We start from the raw sequence: 16,249 nt of genomic DNA, 5'->3' as shown, positions 1-16,249 counted from the left end.
CGTCAGACCTCTTTCTCGATCATGGTGAGGTTATCACGCAGGATGGGGCCGTACTCGTACTTGCCGGGGCAAACGTAGGTACAAAGCGCGAGATCTTCTTCATCCAGCTCCAGACAGCCGAGCTCCATCGAACTCTCGATGTCGCCCACGATCAATGAGCGCAGCAACTGCGTGGGCATGATATCCAGCGGCATCACGCGCTCGTAGGCGCCTACCGGCACCATAGCGCGCTCGGAACCGTTGGTGGACGTATTCGGCGAATACTGATTGAGCCCCAGAAACTGAGAGGCGTAGATGCCCATCACCGAATGACGCCGCAACCCGAGTGACAACCAGCCCAGGAAGGCACGCTTATTGCCCTCTTCCAGCAACGAGAACTGGCGATGAAAACGTCCCAGGAAGCGCCGCGAGCCTTCGGCGATTTCGCCACCGAAGACCGAACCTGAAATCACGCGAGTGTCATCGGGCGACTCGATCTCGCCTTCCAGCAATTCACTGCTGCTCGCCCCGAGACGCGTCCGCAGCAAGCGTGGTTGCTTGGCACGCGGACCACCGATGGCTACTACGCGCTGGGGCTCCAGGCGCCCTTCGGCAAACAACTTGCCGAAAGCGATGACATCCTGATAGTCAAGATGCCACACCTGACGCGCAAGGCTCACCGGCGAGAGATAATGGATGTGAGTGCCCACCAGTCCAGCGGGATGCCGGCCGGCAAAGGCCTCGAAATGCACGCCGTCGAGTTCGCGGCCCGGCAGCTCGGCACCTTGCCCATGGCATACGAACACTTGGCCCGGCGTGAGATGCTTGAGCACCTTGAGCCCCTGCTCGAACGCAGCGGTGTCCTCACCGATCACCACGTTGGGGTCAGCGGAAAGAGGATGCGTATCGATGGCGGTAACGAAAATATCGGCGGGGGTGGCATCGGGTGCGGGCGTGCGAGAATAAGGGCGAGTCCTAAATGCGGTCCAGAGCCCTGAGTCGACCAGTTGATCGACGACCGTCTGGCGCTCCAATCGATCCAGCGCGTCCGCGCCATGCGCCGTGAAGGGTACGGCCTCTTCGTGATCATCGAGCTTGATGACGACCGACAGCAGGCGCCGCTTCTCGCCACGATTGATCGCCACCACCTCGCCTGCGCCTGGTGCCGTGAACCGTACACCCGGGATCTTCTTGTCGGTGAACAGTAGCTGGCCCAGTTTTACCTTGTCCCCCTCTCGGACCTCCATCGTCGGCTTCATGCCCACGTAGTCGGTGCCAAGAATCGCCACCTGCCGCACGGGCGGCGCATCGTATATGCGCTGCTCGGGCGACCCGGCGATGGGGAGATCCAGGCCTCGTTTGACTTCGATCATAGTCTCGCCCAGTTGTCGGATCTGATGTTTCGAAAGGAAAGGGGTCCATGAACGCCCATGCGCTTGCTACGCGTCTTATAAGGATGCTGAACAGCGCGGGCACCCTTCACGGTAGTCGGATTCTTTTCTTATCAGACGATTGCTTCTTTCGGCCCATGGCCAAGGGCCGTCCCCAAAATCGGGCACCATTATAGAGAGACAAGTCCCGAATGACTACATAACCTTAGGAAGTATGGGGCTTACGATGGCGCATGCGAGAAACGACAGCGCCCCGGGATCGGGGCGCCGGTGAGAAGAGGCGGGGAATACTCAGCGCGTCTCGCGCGGCAAGTACACGAAACGTACGTTGGACATGTGCTGCAGGATACGCACGACCTGACAGCTGTACCCGAATTCGTTGTCATACCACACATAGAGCACGACCTGACGATCATCGGCGATCGTCGCCTGAGCATCGATGATGCCGGCATGGCGATTGCCCACGAAATCGGACGACACCACCTCCGGTGAGTCGACGTAGTCGATCTGCTTTTGCATGCGTGAATGCAAGGCCATATTGCGCAGGTACTCGTTCAGCGCCTCGCGGTCGGTGGCCTTGTCCAGCGTCAGATTGAGAATGGCCATGGACACATCGGGCGTCGGTACGCGAATGGCATTCCCGGAGAGCTTGCCCGACAGCTCGGGCAGCGCCTTGGCCACGGCCTTGGCGGCACCGGTTTCGGTCAACACCATGTTCAGCGCGGCACTGCGCCCCCGCCGGTCACCCTTGTGGTAGTTATCGATCAGGTTCTGGTCGTTAGTATAGGCATGTACCGTCTCGACATGCCCGTGTGCGATGCCAAACTCGTCGTTGACCGCCTTGAGGATGGGCACGATCGCATTGGTGGTGCACGACGCCGCCGAAAGCACACGATCGTCGTCGGCAATCTCGTCGTGGTTGATGCCGTGCACGATATTTTTGACGTCGCCCTTGCCAGGTGCGGTCAGCAACACCTTCGCCGCGCCCTTGGAGGCTAGATGCTGGGACAAGCCTTCCGCGTCACGCCACTTGCCGGTGTTATCGACCACCAGGGCACTCTGGATGCCATACGCAGTGTAATCGATCTCGCTAGGTGAATCGGCATGAATGATCTGAATATAGTTGCCGTTGGCGATGATCGCCTCGTTCTCATGATCGACGCGGATCGTGCCGGCGAACGGCCCATGCACGCTATCGCGACGCAAAAGACTGGCACGCTTTTCGAGGTCATCGCCGCCGCCACGCACCACGATGGCACGCAGCCGCAGCAGGTTACCGCCGCCCGCCTTCTCGATCAGGATACGCGCCAGCAGACGACCGATGCGCCCGAAGCCGTAGAGCACGACATCCTTGGGCTCGCCACCCATGCCGGTATCGGCATGGCGACCCACGATATCGGCCAGTTCCGTTTCGAGGAAGGCCCTGATGTCGTCTTGCTCGGAGCGCTTGAAGGCCACTCCCAGCTTGCCGATATCGATGTGCGCCGGCCCTAGCTCGAGCTCGGTCATGGCTTTGACCATCGGCAACGTATCGCGCACCGAGAGCTCGATACCCTCGACCTTTTTGACGTAGCGATGATTCTTGAGGATGCGAATGACCGAGCGATTGATCAACGAACGCCCGTACAGGGATGGCACGACATTGTACTTGCGGTAGAGGCGTCCCAGCAGGGGAATCATCTCTTCGGCCAATGCTTCGTTTTCTTGCCAATCCTGAAAATAGGTCTCGAGTTTTTCTTGACTCACGGCGGGCCTCGTCACGGCAGCGGGGAACGAAATCGGAGGCATTATCCGTAGCCTTTCACATTCTTAGCAATGCCTGCTTGGTCGCATGCGGTGTAATTCCACTACACCAATAGGCCCTTGACTACAGGGCTTAAAACAGGCATTGAACATCGATTCACGCAACCTTTTTTGACTACAAGAGCAGTAGCGGACCTGGCTTTAAATCCCCGCGCGTTGCCCCCAACCCATGTTTTGCCTGCTATCATCGTCTCGACTTAGAAAATGAAGTGCACCATGTCGTATTTTTCACCGCTAGATCCACCGCATCCTCAGGGCATGCGTGACACTGTCTATTGGCAACGTCCGCACGCTGCCGCTGGCGCTCTGGCGCTGGCCCGCCTCGCCGATGACGCTCCGCTGATGGTCGTGACTCCCGATACTTCCAGCGCTCAACGGCTCGAAGGCGCACTGCAATTCTTTGCCGATCACCCGATTTTATCGTTCCCCGACTGGGAAACGCTGCCCTACGATAGTTTCTCACCGCACCAGGACATCGTCTCGACACGCCTCAAGACGCTGCGCCAACTGCAAGAAGGGACGCGCGGCATCGTCGTGGTGCCCATCAATACCCTTATGCAACGGCTCCCGCCCACCGACTACATCGCCGGTCGCGTGCTTACATTGCACACCGGCATGCAACTCGATCGGGAAGGCTTCCGGGAACGCCTCTCGCGGGCTGGCTACCGTGCCGTGGAGACCGTTTACGAACCCGGCGAATATGCGCTTCGTGGGGCCTTGATCGATCTTTATCCGATGGGCAGCGATCATCCTCTGCGCATCGATCTGTTCGACGATGAAGTCGATACCTTGCGGCATTTCGACCCCGACTCTCAGCGCTCCCTGGATAAGGTCGAACGCGTGGAGCTGCTGCCGGCACACGAATATTCGCTGTCGCGCTCGGCAATTGCCTGCTTCCGCGAGGGGTTCGAGACATTGTTCGACGTCGACCCACGCCAGTGCCCGCTGTATAACGACGCGCTCAAGGGCATTCCGTCCCCCGGGCTGGAGCAGTATCTGCCGCTTTTCTTCGAGGAGACCGCCAGCCTGTTCGAGCATCTGAATGCGCACACGCGCATTGCGCTGATGCCCGGCGTCCATGACGCGGCCGAGCACCATTGGAGCGCCATCGAAAGCCGCTACGACAACCTCGGCGTCGACCCTACGCGGCCCTTGCTGCCGCCGGCACATGCTTTCGTGCCCGTGCCCGAGGTATTCGCCTCCATCAAGCAGCACCCGCGCGTGGCACTGGTGGACGACGACGAACCGCACCCTCATGCCAGGGTACCCGCCACGCGACCTCTCCCGGATGTAGCCATTCATGCGCGTGGTCATCACCCCCTTGCTAAACTAGAGGCATTTCTCGGGGCCCCCGACGCCCCGCGCGTTCTGCTGGTCGCCGAGTCGAGTGGACGCCGCGAAGCACTGGAAGAAACCCTCGCCCCCCTGGAGCGCCCTCTGACCGTAGCCGATGGCTGGCAACACTTCCTGGATGGCAGCGCGCCGCTGGCGATTTGTGCGGGCGGCCTAGATGAAGGGCTATGGCTTGACAGCCCTGCCACCTGCGTCATTACCGAAACCGAGCTGTACGGCGATGTCGTTCGCCAGGCACGCCGCCGTGGGCGGGTGACCGATGACAACGAGCTCGCCGTACGCCACCTAGCGGAACTACGCCCTGGCTCTCCGGTGGTGCACCAAAGCCATGGCGTGGGTCGTTACCAAGGACTCGAGACGTTGGAAGCTGGCGGTCAGGCCGCCGAATTCCTGGCGCTGGAATACGCCGGTGGCGCCAAGCTCTACGTTCCGGTGGACAGCCTGCATCTTATTTCGCGCTATGCCGGCGCCACCGATGAACTGGCTCCACTGCATAAACTCGGCTCGGAAACCTGGGACAAGGCCAAGCGCAAGGCAGCCGAGAAGGTACGCGATACCGCCGCCGAGCTGCTAGATACTTACGCCCGACGCGAGGCGCGCGAAGGCTTCGCCTGCGACGCGCCCGGCGAGGAATACGCACGCTTCACGGCCAGCTTTCCCTTTGAGGAAACGCCCGATCAACACGCTGCCATCGATGCGGTCATCGGCGACATGACCGCACCGCGTCCGATGGACCGCGTGGTCTGCGGCGACGTGGGCTTCGGCAAGACCGAGGTCGCCATGCGCGCGGCCTTTCTCGCCGTGCACTCCGGTCGCCAAGTCGTGGTACTGGTCCCCACTACCCTGCTGGCCCAGCAACACTATGACAATTTCCGCGACCGCTTCGCGGACACTGCCGTCCAGATCGAGCTGCTCTCGCGCTTCACTGCCGGCAAGGGGCAGCAAGCGTCGCTAGAGCGCATTAACGAAGGGCGTGCCGATATCGTTATCGGCACCCACAAGCTGCTCTCCAAGACGATGTCGCTGCCCAACATGGGATTGTTGATCATCGACGAGGAACACCGCTTCGGCGTCTCGCAGAAGGAAAAGCTCAAGAGCCTGCGAGCCGAGATCGATATTCTCACGCTCACCGCGACGCCGATTCCCCGCACCTTGAACATGGCGATGAGCGGCATTCGCGATCTCTCGATCATCGCTACGCCCCCGGCACGTCGTCTATCGGTCAAAACCTTCGTCCAGCAGCGCAATGAAGGCGTCCTGAAGGAAGCCCTACTACGCGAAATTCTACGCGGCGGCCAAGTCTACTTCCTCCACAACGAAGTCAAGACGATAGAAACCACTGCCGAGCGCGTTGCCGAGCTGGTGCCCGAAGCGCGCGTGGCCGTCGCCCACGGTCAGCTACCCGAGCGTTCGCTGGAACGCGTGATGTCAGATTTCTATCACAAGCGTTTCAACGTGCTGGTGTGCTCAACGATCATCGAGACCGGCATCGACGTCCCTAGTGCCAACACCATCATCATCGAACGCGCCGATAAGTTCGGGCTCGCTCAATTGCACCAGCTCCGCGGGCGTGTCGGTCGCAGCCACCACCAGGCCTATGCCTATCTCCTCACGCCACCGCCCAAGGCGATGACCCAAGATGCGCTCAAGCGCCTCGAGGCGATCGGCATGGCGGAGGACCTCGGGGCCGGCTTCACCCTCGCCAGCCATGACATGGAGATTCGCGGCGCCGGAGAACTGTTGGGTGATGAACAAAGCGGACAGATGGAAACGGTCGGCTACAGCCTGTACATGCAAATGCTCGACCGCGCGGTCAAAGCCATCAAGAGCGGCAAGACACCCAATATCGAGTCTCCGTTGGACGATGGCGTGGAAATCAGCCTCAACTTGCCGTCATTGATCCCCAACGATTACCTACCCGACGTGCAACAGCGGCTGATCATGTACAAGCGCATCGCCAACGCCGAGGATGAAGCCGAGCTCAAGGAATTGCAGGTCGAGATGATCGACCGTTTCGGGCTGCTACCAGGGCCCCTCAAGACGCTTTTCCGTCAGACCCGGCTACGCCAACGTGCCGAACGCCTGGGCATCGTGCGCCTCGAGGCCGGTGCCGAACGTGGTCGCCTTACCTTCGGCACGCAAACCGCCGTCGACCCCATGACGCTGGTCCAGATGATTCAGCAGGACCCGACGCACTACCGACTCGACGGCGCGGACACGTTACGCTTTGAAGGCGATATGAGCGACGAGGACAAGCGCTTTACTCTGCTCGAGGCGCTACTCGGGCAACTCAACCGCAAAACGGAAGCAGCGTAACAGGCAGCCCCGCCCTGCGGGTGCCCAGCCCGGTCGCTTGCACAGATGCACGGATGCGCGTCACAAGCCTACTGAAGGCTTGTGTCGGCATGAAAATACGCCAGAATGCAGGTGACCGTGGCGTCCGCCACTCGCCTGAACGAAAAAGAGTCTATATCCATGCCGGTTACTTCCCGTGGCCTATCGCCTTTCCTGCTGGCCCCTTTGCTCTCTCTGTCCACGATGGCGCTTGCCGATTCCGCCCCGGGCCCCGTCATCGACCCTGAGGCAATCGGCTTGCCGCAAACCCAAGAGGCACCCCACGATCAGCGTGTCACACGCTTCGAGATCGACGAAGAAAGCAACATCGTCGGCGAAGCACGCGTCGTCGAAGCCGAAAAGGAAGACACGCTGCTCGATATCGGTCGCTACTATGGAATCGGCTACGAGGAAATGCGCCGTGCCAATCCTGGCGTCAGTGTCTGGTATCCCGGCGAAGGTACCGAAGTCACCGTTCCCACGCGCTTCATTCTGCCCGATACCGACCATGAAGGCGTTGTGGTCAACATCCCCGAAATGCGCCTCTATTACTATCCCGAGCAAAAAGAGGGAGAACCGGCCCAGGTGGAGACCTACGCCATTAGTGTCGGCCGCATGGACTGGTCGACGCCGCTGGGAGAGACAAAGATTACCGAAAAGCAGAAAAATCCGCCTTGGTATCCCCCCCAGTCAATCATCAAAGAGCACGCCGAGGACGGCCGAGAACTCCCCGATGTGGTGCCGCCCGGCCCCGACAACCCGCTGGGCAAGTACAAGATGCGCCTGGGCATTCCCGGCTACTTGATCCATGGCACCAACCGCCCACAGGGTGTCGGCATGCGCGTGACGCATGGCTGCATTCGCATGTTCCCGGAGGATGTGGAGCATCTCTTCGGCCAGCTCCCGGTGGGCACCCAGGTGAACCTGGTCAGCGAACCGACCAAGTTCGGCTGGCGCGACGAGACGCTCTACGTACAGTCTTTCCCTCTGCTCGAGGAAGACCGTCGGTCGCCGGTACTCAAGCGTGTTCTCGACGCCGATGAAGCGCTCGTGGCCACCTTGAAACGCCACGATATCGACACGGATATCGATCACCGGCGTCTAACGGAAGCAGTGTTGATTCCCGATGGCGCCGCAGTAGCACTGAACGTGGAGCCAGAAGAAAAGGCACCGCGCGAACCGCTGCCCGGTAGCCTATATGACGCCTTGCCGACACCGCCGCACCTGCTCTATCAGTCGGTCAAGGTTCTAGAGTCGCCCTGAGGATTGTCATGTAAGGCCGTGATCGGCGCATCGTCGTCCCCTCGAATCACGACGCGTGTGCCGATCGAGACCAAGCGCGCCAGTTCTTCGATCTGATCGTTGGTGACGGCCACACATCCTTCCGTCCAGTTAAAGCGCCGGTGAATATCGGGATCGCTGCTGCCCAAGCCGTGAATGCCAATATAGCCGCCCAGCACCGTATCCTGCGGCGGCGCCCCATCACGATAATAGGCATCCTGGAAATCGGCGTATTCAGCTGGGGACATCAACCCGGCCCGCATCGCCTCACGTGCGGTATCGAGCTTGGGATAATCCAGCCCCAGGAAGATATTGAACTTGCTGTCGCGGTTAATACGGTTGATATGAAATTCGCCAGTAGGCGTCATCCTGCTGCCTCGCTGGCGCACGTGCGCCGTTCCACCCCGCCCCAACGCCACCGGCTCGAAACGCTCGATGCGCGTATCACCGCGATAGATATCCAACGTGGACGCATTGTCGTCGATCAAGACCCAAACCTCGTCGTCGGCGTTCGCTAGCGCACATGCCCCACTCCAAACCGCCAGCGCCAAAACACTCAAGGTCATTACCAAAGCACGCGCCCATTGCCTCATGTTCCACTCCGAATGATCGTGACAAGGCGCTAGCGTACACCGAAAGCCCCGGGGGGCGTCATCCCCGTCAGCTGCAAACGAAAAGGGCCCCACCAATGGCAGGGCCCTTTTCTGGGCCAGACGTCGAAACGCTGGCCCCATACTACCTGCGCATTACTTGCGCATGGACTTCTCGAACATACGGTCCATCTCGGCACGGTTACGCTGAGTCGCTTCGAGAGCGGCATTCGCATCGCGCTGAGCTTTCTGGGCAGCATTCATTGCCTGCTGAGACATGCTCTTAGCTTCAGACGCATCAGCCTGCGCCTGATCGATATCGCTCCGCATCTGTTCCTGACCAGAGGCACAACCTGCCAACACGGCCAGAGAGCCAGCGGCGACCAGAAGCTTGAGCGTGTTCTTGCTGTTGGACAACATCTGCGTTCTCCTTGAAAACCTTTCTGTGTGTGGTGATGAAGCCCTGATACATCAGGTCCCTCATGTACCGCCCACAGGATAATACGAATACCGCTAATATCGCCAATATCAATTGCCTGAGAAACGGTAAATTTTCCCGCATTGCCCATGATCAAGAGACCCGGAGCTCCCCATTCGTCGCCGAATGGACACACCACCGACGCCGATGAGCGTCATAATTACCGTTGTAGAAGCGATGACTTACCGCTACATGGCAGGATGAATCAGCGATTAACGCTCCATCAGCATCGTCTTCATTGATATGCAACGAGGCCCCACCTAATAAAACGCCCTCACATACGAGCATGTGAGGGCGACGACCAGACAGGTGCGGTGCAGCAGGGCTCAGTCTTGCCAGACGGCCTTGGCGATATCCACGACATGGCGCAGCTTGTCCCACTGCTGAGTTTCGCTGAGTAAATTGCCCTCCTCGGTCGAGGCAAAGCCACACTGCGGGCTCAAGCAAAGCTGGGAGAGCGGTGTGTAGCGCGACGCTTCGGCAATGCGAGCGCTCACCGTATCGGCGGGCTCGAGTTCACCGGTCTTACTGGTGATCAGCCCCAGGACAGCCTGCTTGTGACCTTCGGGCAGAAAACGCAGTGGCTCGAAACCACCCGCGCGCTCGGTGTCGTATTCGAGAAAATATGCATCGACATCGACACGCCCCAGCAGTGTCTCGGCTACCGGCTCATACCCTCCTTCACTGATCCACGTCGAGCGAAAGTTACCCCGGCAAACGTGCAGGCTGACATGCAGATCGTCAGGACGATCGGCCAGCGCGTGGTTGAGTACCTCGGCATAGATGTGTTGCAGACGGTCGGCGTCCTCGCCACGCTCGCGCGCCGCCGCCAGTTCCTTCTCGGAGCACAAATACGCCCATACCGTGTCGTCGAGCTGAAGATAACGACAGCCCGCCGCATAGAAGTGCTTGACCACGTCACGGTAAGTATCGGCCAAGTCGGCGAAGAAGGTATCCAAGGAAGGATAGACGCTACTGTCGATATTACGGCGACCGCCACGGAAGTGCAGCACGCTGGGACTCGGCAACGTCATCTTCGGCGTCGCCTTGTCGACCGTCTCCGCCAAAAAACGGAAGTGCCCAAGCATCGGGTGCTCGGGATCGAAACCCAGCTTGTCGGTCACTCGCACGCTGCGTGCCTGCGTCTGACGCCCCTGAAACTGGATCCCTTGATCCGAGTTATAGCCTTCTACGCCCTTGAGGTCTTCGAGAAAATCGAAATGCCACCAAGCGCGGCGGAACTCGCCATCGGTGACCGCCTTGAGGCCCAGCGCCTCCTGTTTGGCAACGACACGTCGAATCTCGGCGTCTTCAACGGTACGCAGCGCCGCGTAGTCACTCTCCCCGGCATGGAAACGGCGTCTGGCCTGCTTGAGCTCGTCGCTACGCAACAGGCTGCCCACGGTGTCGGCGCGAAATGGAGGCTGATACTGGCTCATAGCGTTTCTCGACTCTCGGCTCGAAGATTAGGCCGCTCACTTTGCCGTGCCACAGCGGCCATGACCACTGCATATCCTTCAAGTCATCATGAAAGCAATTCATGATAACGCTCAGCGCCTTAACGGCAGTCGGATATCATGACGCCAACACTAGCATCGAACCTCAAGCAACGTGCATCAATGCACCGTTTCCGGTTCCTCTTGCGACTCTTCCTCATTGCCTTCCCACAGACGCGTGCGCGTGATCGCGTGGTCGATCATCTGACGCGCCACCTCGAAGCGGCTCTGGCGCAATAGGTCCAGTGCCTCCTCCGAGAAGCGAATGCTCACCAATGGTTCGCCGTCAGCTTCTGAAGGCCGAAGCACGACTTCGCCATCGGCAAGCTCGACGATTTCCAGAATCGCGGTATCGGACACGCTATAGTCTCCCGTTTGTCCCAATAAAAAACGACCAAGGCAAACGCCATGGTCGTTTCTTTTCATTACTTACAAGGATACCACCGCATGCATGCGGCGTCACCACTCCTCGCTGGTCTCGCGCAGTTCGCCAAGCTGAGCCTTGAACGCCGCGATACATGCGTCGAGCTCATCGGACAAGGCCATGCCTGAGGCGCTGGCGATCATGCCCGAACCGCCGGCACGGCGGCGCGATGCGCCCTCGATGTCATGCAACGTCTCGAGACGCGCCAGCAGCCGGTCTAGCCAGCTGCCTTCACGTCGCGCCAGCTCGCGCAACTGCACGATACCCGCTAGAGCCGGGCCCTGATCGGCCAGCAGTTCGCGCCAATCGTGGCGCGAGAGTTGCGCATGCTCAGTCAACTCACGCAGCGCCGCGTTAAGCGCCAGTTCCAGCGTGGCCAAGGCGCCTTCTTCATGCGCCATGCGTCGGGCATCGGTATGCTCGTCGTCGGTCCAGGCGGTATCCAATAACAGCTGAGCATGATAGAGCAGCTGGTTGGTACGACCTCTCGGCGTCATTTGCGCTTATCCTCGATTCGCCACTTTCCGTCTTCGAACTCGGCCCGCCAACCGCTGGCCTTGCCGTCGCGCTCACTCATCACGTACTGGCTTTTGGTCTTGCGCGAGAAACGAATCTGCGCGTCACGTCCCTCAGGATCTTCTCCTGGCGCGTCGAGCAGGAAGTGATACTTCTCGGGTAGCTCGTCGCGATGCGCCTTGAGTTCCTTGACCAGCGGGGGACGCGTTTCGCGGTTCTTGGGGAATTGACTCGCTGCCAGAAACAAGCCACTGGCGCCATCGCGCAAGACGTAATGATCCTCCACCTTCTGGCAGGCCAGCTCAGGCATGGGGATCGGGTCCATCTTGGGTGGTGCGACTTCGCCGCTCTTGAGCAGTTTGCGAGTATTCTTGCAGTTCTCGTTGGTACAGCCGAAGTACTTGCCAAACCGCCCGGACTTGAGCTGCATCTCGCTACCGCACTTGTCGCATTCGATGACCGGGCCGTCGTAGCCCTTGATACGAAACTTGCCCTGCTCGATTTCATACCCGCTGCAATCGGGACTATTGCCGCAGATATGCAACTTACGTGTTTCGTCGATCAGGTAGCTATCCATCGCCGTGCCACATTCCGGGCAACGGTGCTTGGCCCGCAAGGCCTCGGTTTCGGCCTCCTCATCGGCATCCGAGGCCACGGCTTCGTCACCGGCGATAAGATCGATGGTCGTCTTGCAACGCTCCTTGGGCGGCAGGTTATATCCCGAGCACCCCAGGAAGACACCGGTCGATGCCGTGCGGATCTGCATCTTGCGGCCACAAGTGGGGCAGTCGATATCCGTCGGCACCGGCTGATTCGGCCGCATGCCCTCTTCGGCCTCGGCATGCTCGAGCTTGGTCTTGAACTCCGCGTAGAAGGCGTCCAGCAACTCACGCCATTCCCGGTTACCGGTGGCGACTTCGTCGAGATGATCTTCCATGCGCGCGGTGAAGCCGTAATCCATCAGGTCGCTGAACGATTCAGCCAGCCGGTCGGTGACGATATCGCCCAGCTTTTCGGCATAGAAACGACGGCTTTCAAGCTTGACGTAACCGCGATCCTGGATCGTGGAAATGATCGAAGCATAGGTGGAAGGCCGTCCGATCCCCCGCTTTTCGAGCTCCTTGACCAAGCTCGCCTCGGTATAACGCGCCGTCGGCTTGGTAAAATGCTGCTGAGGATCGAGGGCCTGCAGGGTCATCGACTGCCCTTTCTCGAGATCCGGCAGCGCCTGGTCCTCTTCCTTCTTGCCCGCCGGCTTCATCACCCGCGTGTAACCGTCGAATTTGAGCACTCGGCCACGCGCTTTGAGCTCGAACTCTTCGGCCTCGACGGTAAGCGTCGTCGCCAGGTATTCCGCCGGCACCATCTGGCAGGCCACGAACTGGCGCCAGATCAACTCGTAAAGACGCTGGGCGTCGCGCTCCACCGCAAGATCGTCACCGTTTTGCGCAACCTCGGTGGGGCGAATCGCCTCGTGCGCTTCCTGAGCCCCTTCCTTGCTGGCATAACGGTTAGGCGATTCGGGCAGGTACGCTTGGCCGAAACGCTCGTCGATATAGGCACGCGCGCTTTCCACCGCATCTTGCGACAGGTTGGTGGAGTCGGTACGCATATAGGTGATGTACCCCGCCTCATAGAGACGCTGCGCCAAGGTCATGGTCTTCTTCACCGAGAACCCGAGGCGTCCACTGGCGGCCTGCTGCAGGGTCGAGGTAATGAACGGAGCATTCGGCTTGGAGCGTGTCGGCTTGGTTTCACGATCGGTGATCGCCAGCGCCGCCTCGCGAAGCGGCGCGATGCGCTCTAGCGTTTCCTGTTCGGAGGTGGGACGAAACGCCTGGCCTTTATGACGTGCCACCTCGAAGCGAACCGGCGTCGTATCACCCTTCTCAGGCACGAGATCGGCGTGGACATCCCAGAACTCTTCGGGAACGAAGGCGCGAATCTCACGCTCGCGTTCGACGATCAAGCGCACCGCCACCGACTGCACCCGGCCCGCCGACAGTCCTCGCGCTATCTTACTCCACAGCAACGGCGACAGCATGAAGCCTACGACACGGTCCAGGAAACGCCGTGCCTGCTGCGCCTCGACGCGTGACAGGTCCAACTCGCCGGGCGTCTTGAACGCCTCCTGAATGGCATTCTTGGTGATCTCATTGAAGACCACGCGACGATAGCGAGACGCATCGCCGCCAATGGTTTCTTGCAAGTGCCAGGCGATGGCTTCCCCTTCGCGGTCCAAGTCAGTCGCGAGATAGACGGCATCGGCCTTCTCGGCATGCTTCTTGAGCTCGGCGACGACTTTTTCCTTGCCCGGCAGTATCTCGTAGTTGGCGTCCCATCCATGCTCAGGGTCGATCCCCATGCGCCGCACCAACTGGGTCCACTGCTTATGCTTTTTATAGGTAGCCTTTTCATCGGGCGACATCTTGCGTGTCGCCGCCGCCTGGCGGGCTCGCTCCTTGGGATCGGTGGCGTTCTTGCCGCTGCCACTTGTCGGCAAGTCGCGGATATGCCCGACACTCGACTTCACCACAAAATCGTTGCCGAGATACTTGTTGATCGTCTTGGCCTTGGCCGGCGACTCCACGATGACCAGTGACTTGCCCATAACGCTCCGCTCGAATGGCCGACGCGCTCTAGCATGGCGCCGGCAGTGATATCATGACCGGGAACCGCCCGGCGAAAAATGCGCCTACCCTACCTTAGCGCCTCGTTGCGCGCCAGTCCGTCGCGACGCAGCCTTTAACGCCAGGTCCATGGCGCCCTGCGCATCACTGACTTGAAAAACACTAGTCGCGACGCCTGTCCATCGGCAAGCAAAAACCCAACGTCTGATAGACATACCGACCGATCAGTAACACTGGCAAGCCTCTCCCGTGTCATCCAACCTATGAGCATGTCCGTCATATGAAAAGTGTTACGCTGCCGCTCGCAGACCTATGGGCATCGCACCCATCGAGACGATGAGGCACAATGTAGTAAAATAACGACATGGCTCGCACGTAGCCGCCATTACCTTTCATGAGGCCAAGGAGAATTCCATGCAGAATGCGTTTCACGGTCCGATTCGCCGCACCAAGATCGTCGCGACGCTGGGCCCTGCCAGTGACCGCGAAGGTGTCCTCGACGACATGATCGCCGCAGGCGTCGACGTGGTACGACTCAACTTCTCCCACGGTTCCGCAGACGATCACCGCCGCCGACTGAAGGCGGTACGCGAGGCTGCCGCCCGCGTCGGTCGTACCGTCGCCGCGTTGGGCGACCTTCAGGGTCCCAAAATCCGCATCGCACGCTTCCAGGAAGGTGCCGTCACCCTCGAGCAGAACCAGCCCTTCGTCATCGACGTTTCCCTGGAACGCGATGCTGGCGATGCGACGCAAGTGGGTTGCGATTATAAAGACCTGGCCGATGACGTTATTCCCGGCGATGTTCTGCTGCTCGATGACGGTCGCCTTGAGCTCGAGGTCGAACGCGTGGAGGCTCCAGCTATCCATACTCGGGTCAAGGTCGGCGGCAAGCTTTCCAACAACAAGGGCATCAACAAACAAGGCGGCGGCCTTTCCGCCTCGGCGTTGACCGACAAGGATCGCGAGGATCTCAAGACGGCCATCGATATCGGCGTCGACTATCTCGCCGTGTCCTTCCCTCGCCACGGCGATGACATGCGCCTTGCACGCGACCTTCTCGGCGAGGCGGGAAATGACATCGGTCTGGTCGCCAAGGTCGAGCGCGCCGAAGCGGTGGCCGACGACGACACGCTGGACGATATCATCCGTGCCAGCGAGGCGGTCATGGTGGCGCGCGGCGACCTGGGCGTTGAGATCGGCGATGCCCAGTTGATCGGCGTGCAAAAGCGCATCATCCAGCATGCCCGTAGTCTCAACAAAGTCGTCATCACTGCGACGCAGATGATGGAGTCGATGATCGAGTCGCCGCTGCCTACCCGCGCCGAAGTTTTTGACGTCGCCAATGCCGTGCTCGATGGCACCGACGCCGTTATGCTCTCTGCCGAGACCGCCGCGGGCGACTATCCCGTGGAAACCATCAAGGCCATGGAACGCTTGTGCCTAGGTGCAGAGCGCGAGCGCGCCGCACAGCAGTCGCAGCACCGCATTCACGAAGGCTTTACCCGGGTCGATGAGACCGTGGCATTGTCGGCGATGTATGCCGCCAACCACCTGGCTGGCGTATCCGCCATCGTCTGCATGACCGCCACCGGTTACACGCCGCTGATCGCCTCGCGCATTCGCTCGGGTTTGCCGATCGTGGCCTTGGCGCACACGGAAGTCGCGCAACGTCGCATGGCGCTGTATCGCGGGGTCGTCTCGCTACCCTTCGATACGCTAAGCCTGGCGCCCACCGAGTTCAATCGTCACGCGGTCGACAATCTCATCTCGCTGGGCATCGTCAAGCAAGGCGATCACGTTATCCTGACACGTGGCGATCACATGAATGCGCATGGCGGCACCAACACCATGAAGATCATTCAAGTCGGCGACGAGATTGATTGATCAGCACCTTTTGCCGGCAAGCTGCCCTTAGCTTGCTCCCTTGAAGCACCGCGACGCATGCCACGTATTAGCGGCATGCGTCGATTTCAC

Annotated in this window: 11 protein-coding genes; 3 read left to right on the top strand and 8 right to left on the bottom strand. The window is 60.0% G+C overall.

Annotation, left to right across the window (positions count from 1 at the left end; genetic code table 11):
• Positions 1–2: 2 nt before the first annotated feature.
• The gene (locus tag KZO83_RS05090) at positions 3–1,352 is read right to left on the bottom strand and encodes a Na(+)-translocating NADH-quinone reductase subunit A (RefSeq protein WP_247619975.1); all 1,350 of its coding nucleotides are present in this window, start codon (positions 1,350–1,352) and stop codon (positions 3–5) included.
• Positions 1,353–1,661: 309 nt separating this feature from the next.
• Positions 1,662–3,116 carry a glyceraldehyde-3-phosphate dehydrogenase gene (locus KZO83_RS05085; RefSeq protein ID WP_178998166.1) on the bottom strand — a complete coding sequence of 485 codons (1,455 nt, stop codon included), beginning with the start codon at positions 3,114–3,116 and terminating at the stop codon, positions 1,662–1,664.
• Positions 3,117–3,389: 273 nt separating this feature from the next.
• Between KZO83_RS05085 and mfd the strand changes: the two genes are divergently transcribed.
• Positions 3,390–6,842 carry a transcription-repair coupling factor gene (gene mfd, locus KZO83_RS05080; protein WP_247619974.1) on the top strand — a complete coding sequence of 1,151 codons (3,453 nt, stop codon included), beginning with the start codon at positions 3,390–3,392 and terminating at the stop codon, positions 6,840–6,842.
• Positions 6,843–7,001: 159 nt separating this feature from the next.
• The gene (locus KZO83_RS05075; protein WP_247619973.1) at positions 7,002–8,123 is read left to right on the top strand and encodes a L,D-transpeptidase family protein; all 1,122 of its coding nucleotides are present in this window, start codon (positions 7,002–7,004) and stop codon (positions 8,121–8,123) included.
• On the opposite strand, the gene KZO83_RS05070 is transcribed toward KZO83_RS05075, so the two are convergent.
• The 6 genes from KZO83_RS05070 to topA form a co-directional block, all read right to left on the bottom strand.
• Positions 8,093–8,734 (bottom strand): L,D-transpeptidase family protein, encoded by a 642-nt coding sequence (locus tag KZO83_RS05070; RefSeq protein ID WP_247619972.1) that lies wholly within the window; start codon positions 8,732–8,734, stop codon positions 8,093–8,095. The two genes, KZO83_RS05075 and KZO83_RS05070, sit on opposite strands and share 31 nt — an antisense overlap.
• Positions 8,735–8,887: 153 nt before the next feature.
• The gene (locus KZO83_RS05065; RefSeq protein ID WP_178998162.1) at positions 8,888–9,151 is read right to left on the bottom strand and encodes an Lpp/OprI family alanine-zipper lipoprotein; all 264 of its coding nucleotides are present in this window, start codon (positions 9,149–9,151) and stop codon (positions 8,888–8,890) included.
• Positions 9,152–9,535: 384 nt separating this feature from the next.
• Positions 9,536–10,648, bottom strand: coding sequence for a cobalamin-independent methionine synthase II family protein (locus tag KZO83_RS05060; protein ID WP_247619971.1), 1,113 nt, complete (start codon positions 10,646–10,648; stop codon positions 9,536–9,538).
• 177 nt (positions 10,649–10,825) lie between these two features.
• Positions 10,826–11,065, bottom strand: a complete 240-nt coding sequence (locus tag KZO83_RS05055; protein ID WP_178998160.1) for a hypothetical protein — start codon at positions 11,063–11,065, stop codon at positions 10,826–10,828.
• 99 nt (positions 11,066–11,164) lie between these two features.
• Positions 11,165–11,626, bottom strand: a complete 462-nt coding sequence (locus tag KZO83_RS05050; RefSeq protein ID WP_247619970.1) for a DUF6586 family protein — start codon at positions 11,624–11,626, stop codon at positions 11,165–11,167.
• Complete coding sequence (gene topA, locus KZO83_RS05045; RefSeq protein WP_247619969.1) at positions 11,623–14,256, bottom strand: type I DNA topoisomerase; 2,634 nt, start codon at positions 14,254–14,256, stop codon at positions 11,623–11,625. The genes KZO83_RS05050 and topA overlap by 4 nt, the downstream gene beginning before the upstream one ends.
• A 433-nt stretch (positions 14,257–14,689) precedes the next feature.
• Between topA and pyk the strand changes: the two genes are divergently transcribed.
• Positions 14,690–16,159, top strand: coding sequence for a pyruvate kinase (gene pyk / locus KZO83_RS05040; RefSeq protein WP_178998157.1), 1,470 nt, complete (start codon positions 14,690–14,692; stop codon positions 16,157–16,159).
• Positions 16,160–16,249: the final 90 nt, after the last annotated feature.

This window comes from Chromohalobacter moromii (assembly GCF_023091865.1).
GTDB lineage: Bacteria > Pseudomonadota > Gammaproteobacteria > Pseudomonadales > Halomonadaceae > Chromohalobacter > Chromohalobacter moromii.
The sequence above is the reverse complement of the archived record's forward strand: the minus strand, read 5'-3'. Positions and strand labels throughout refer to the sequence as shown.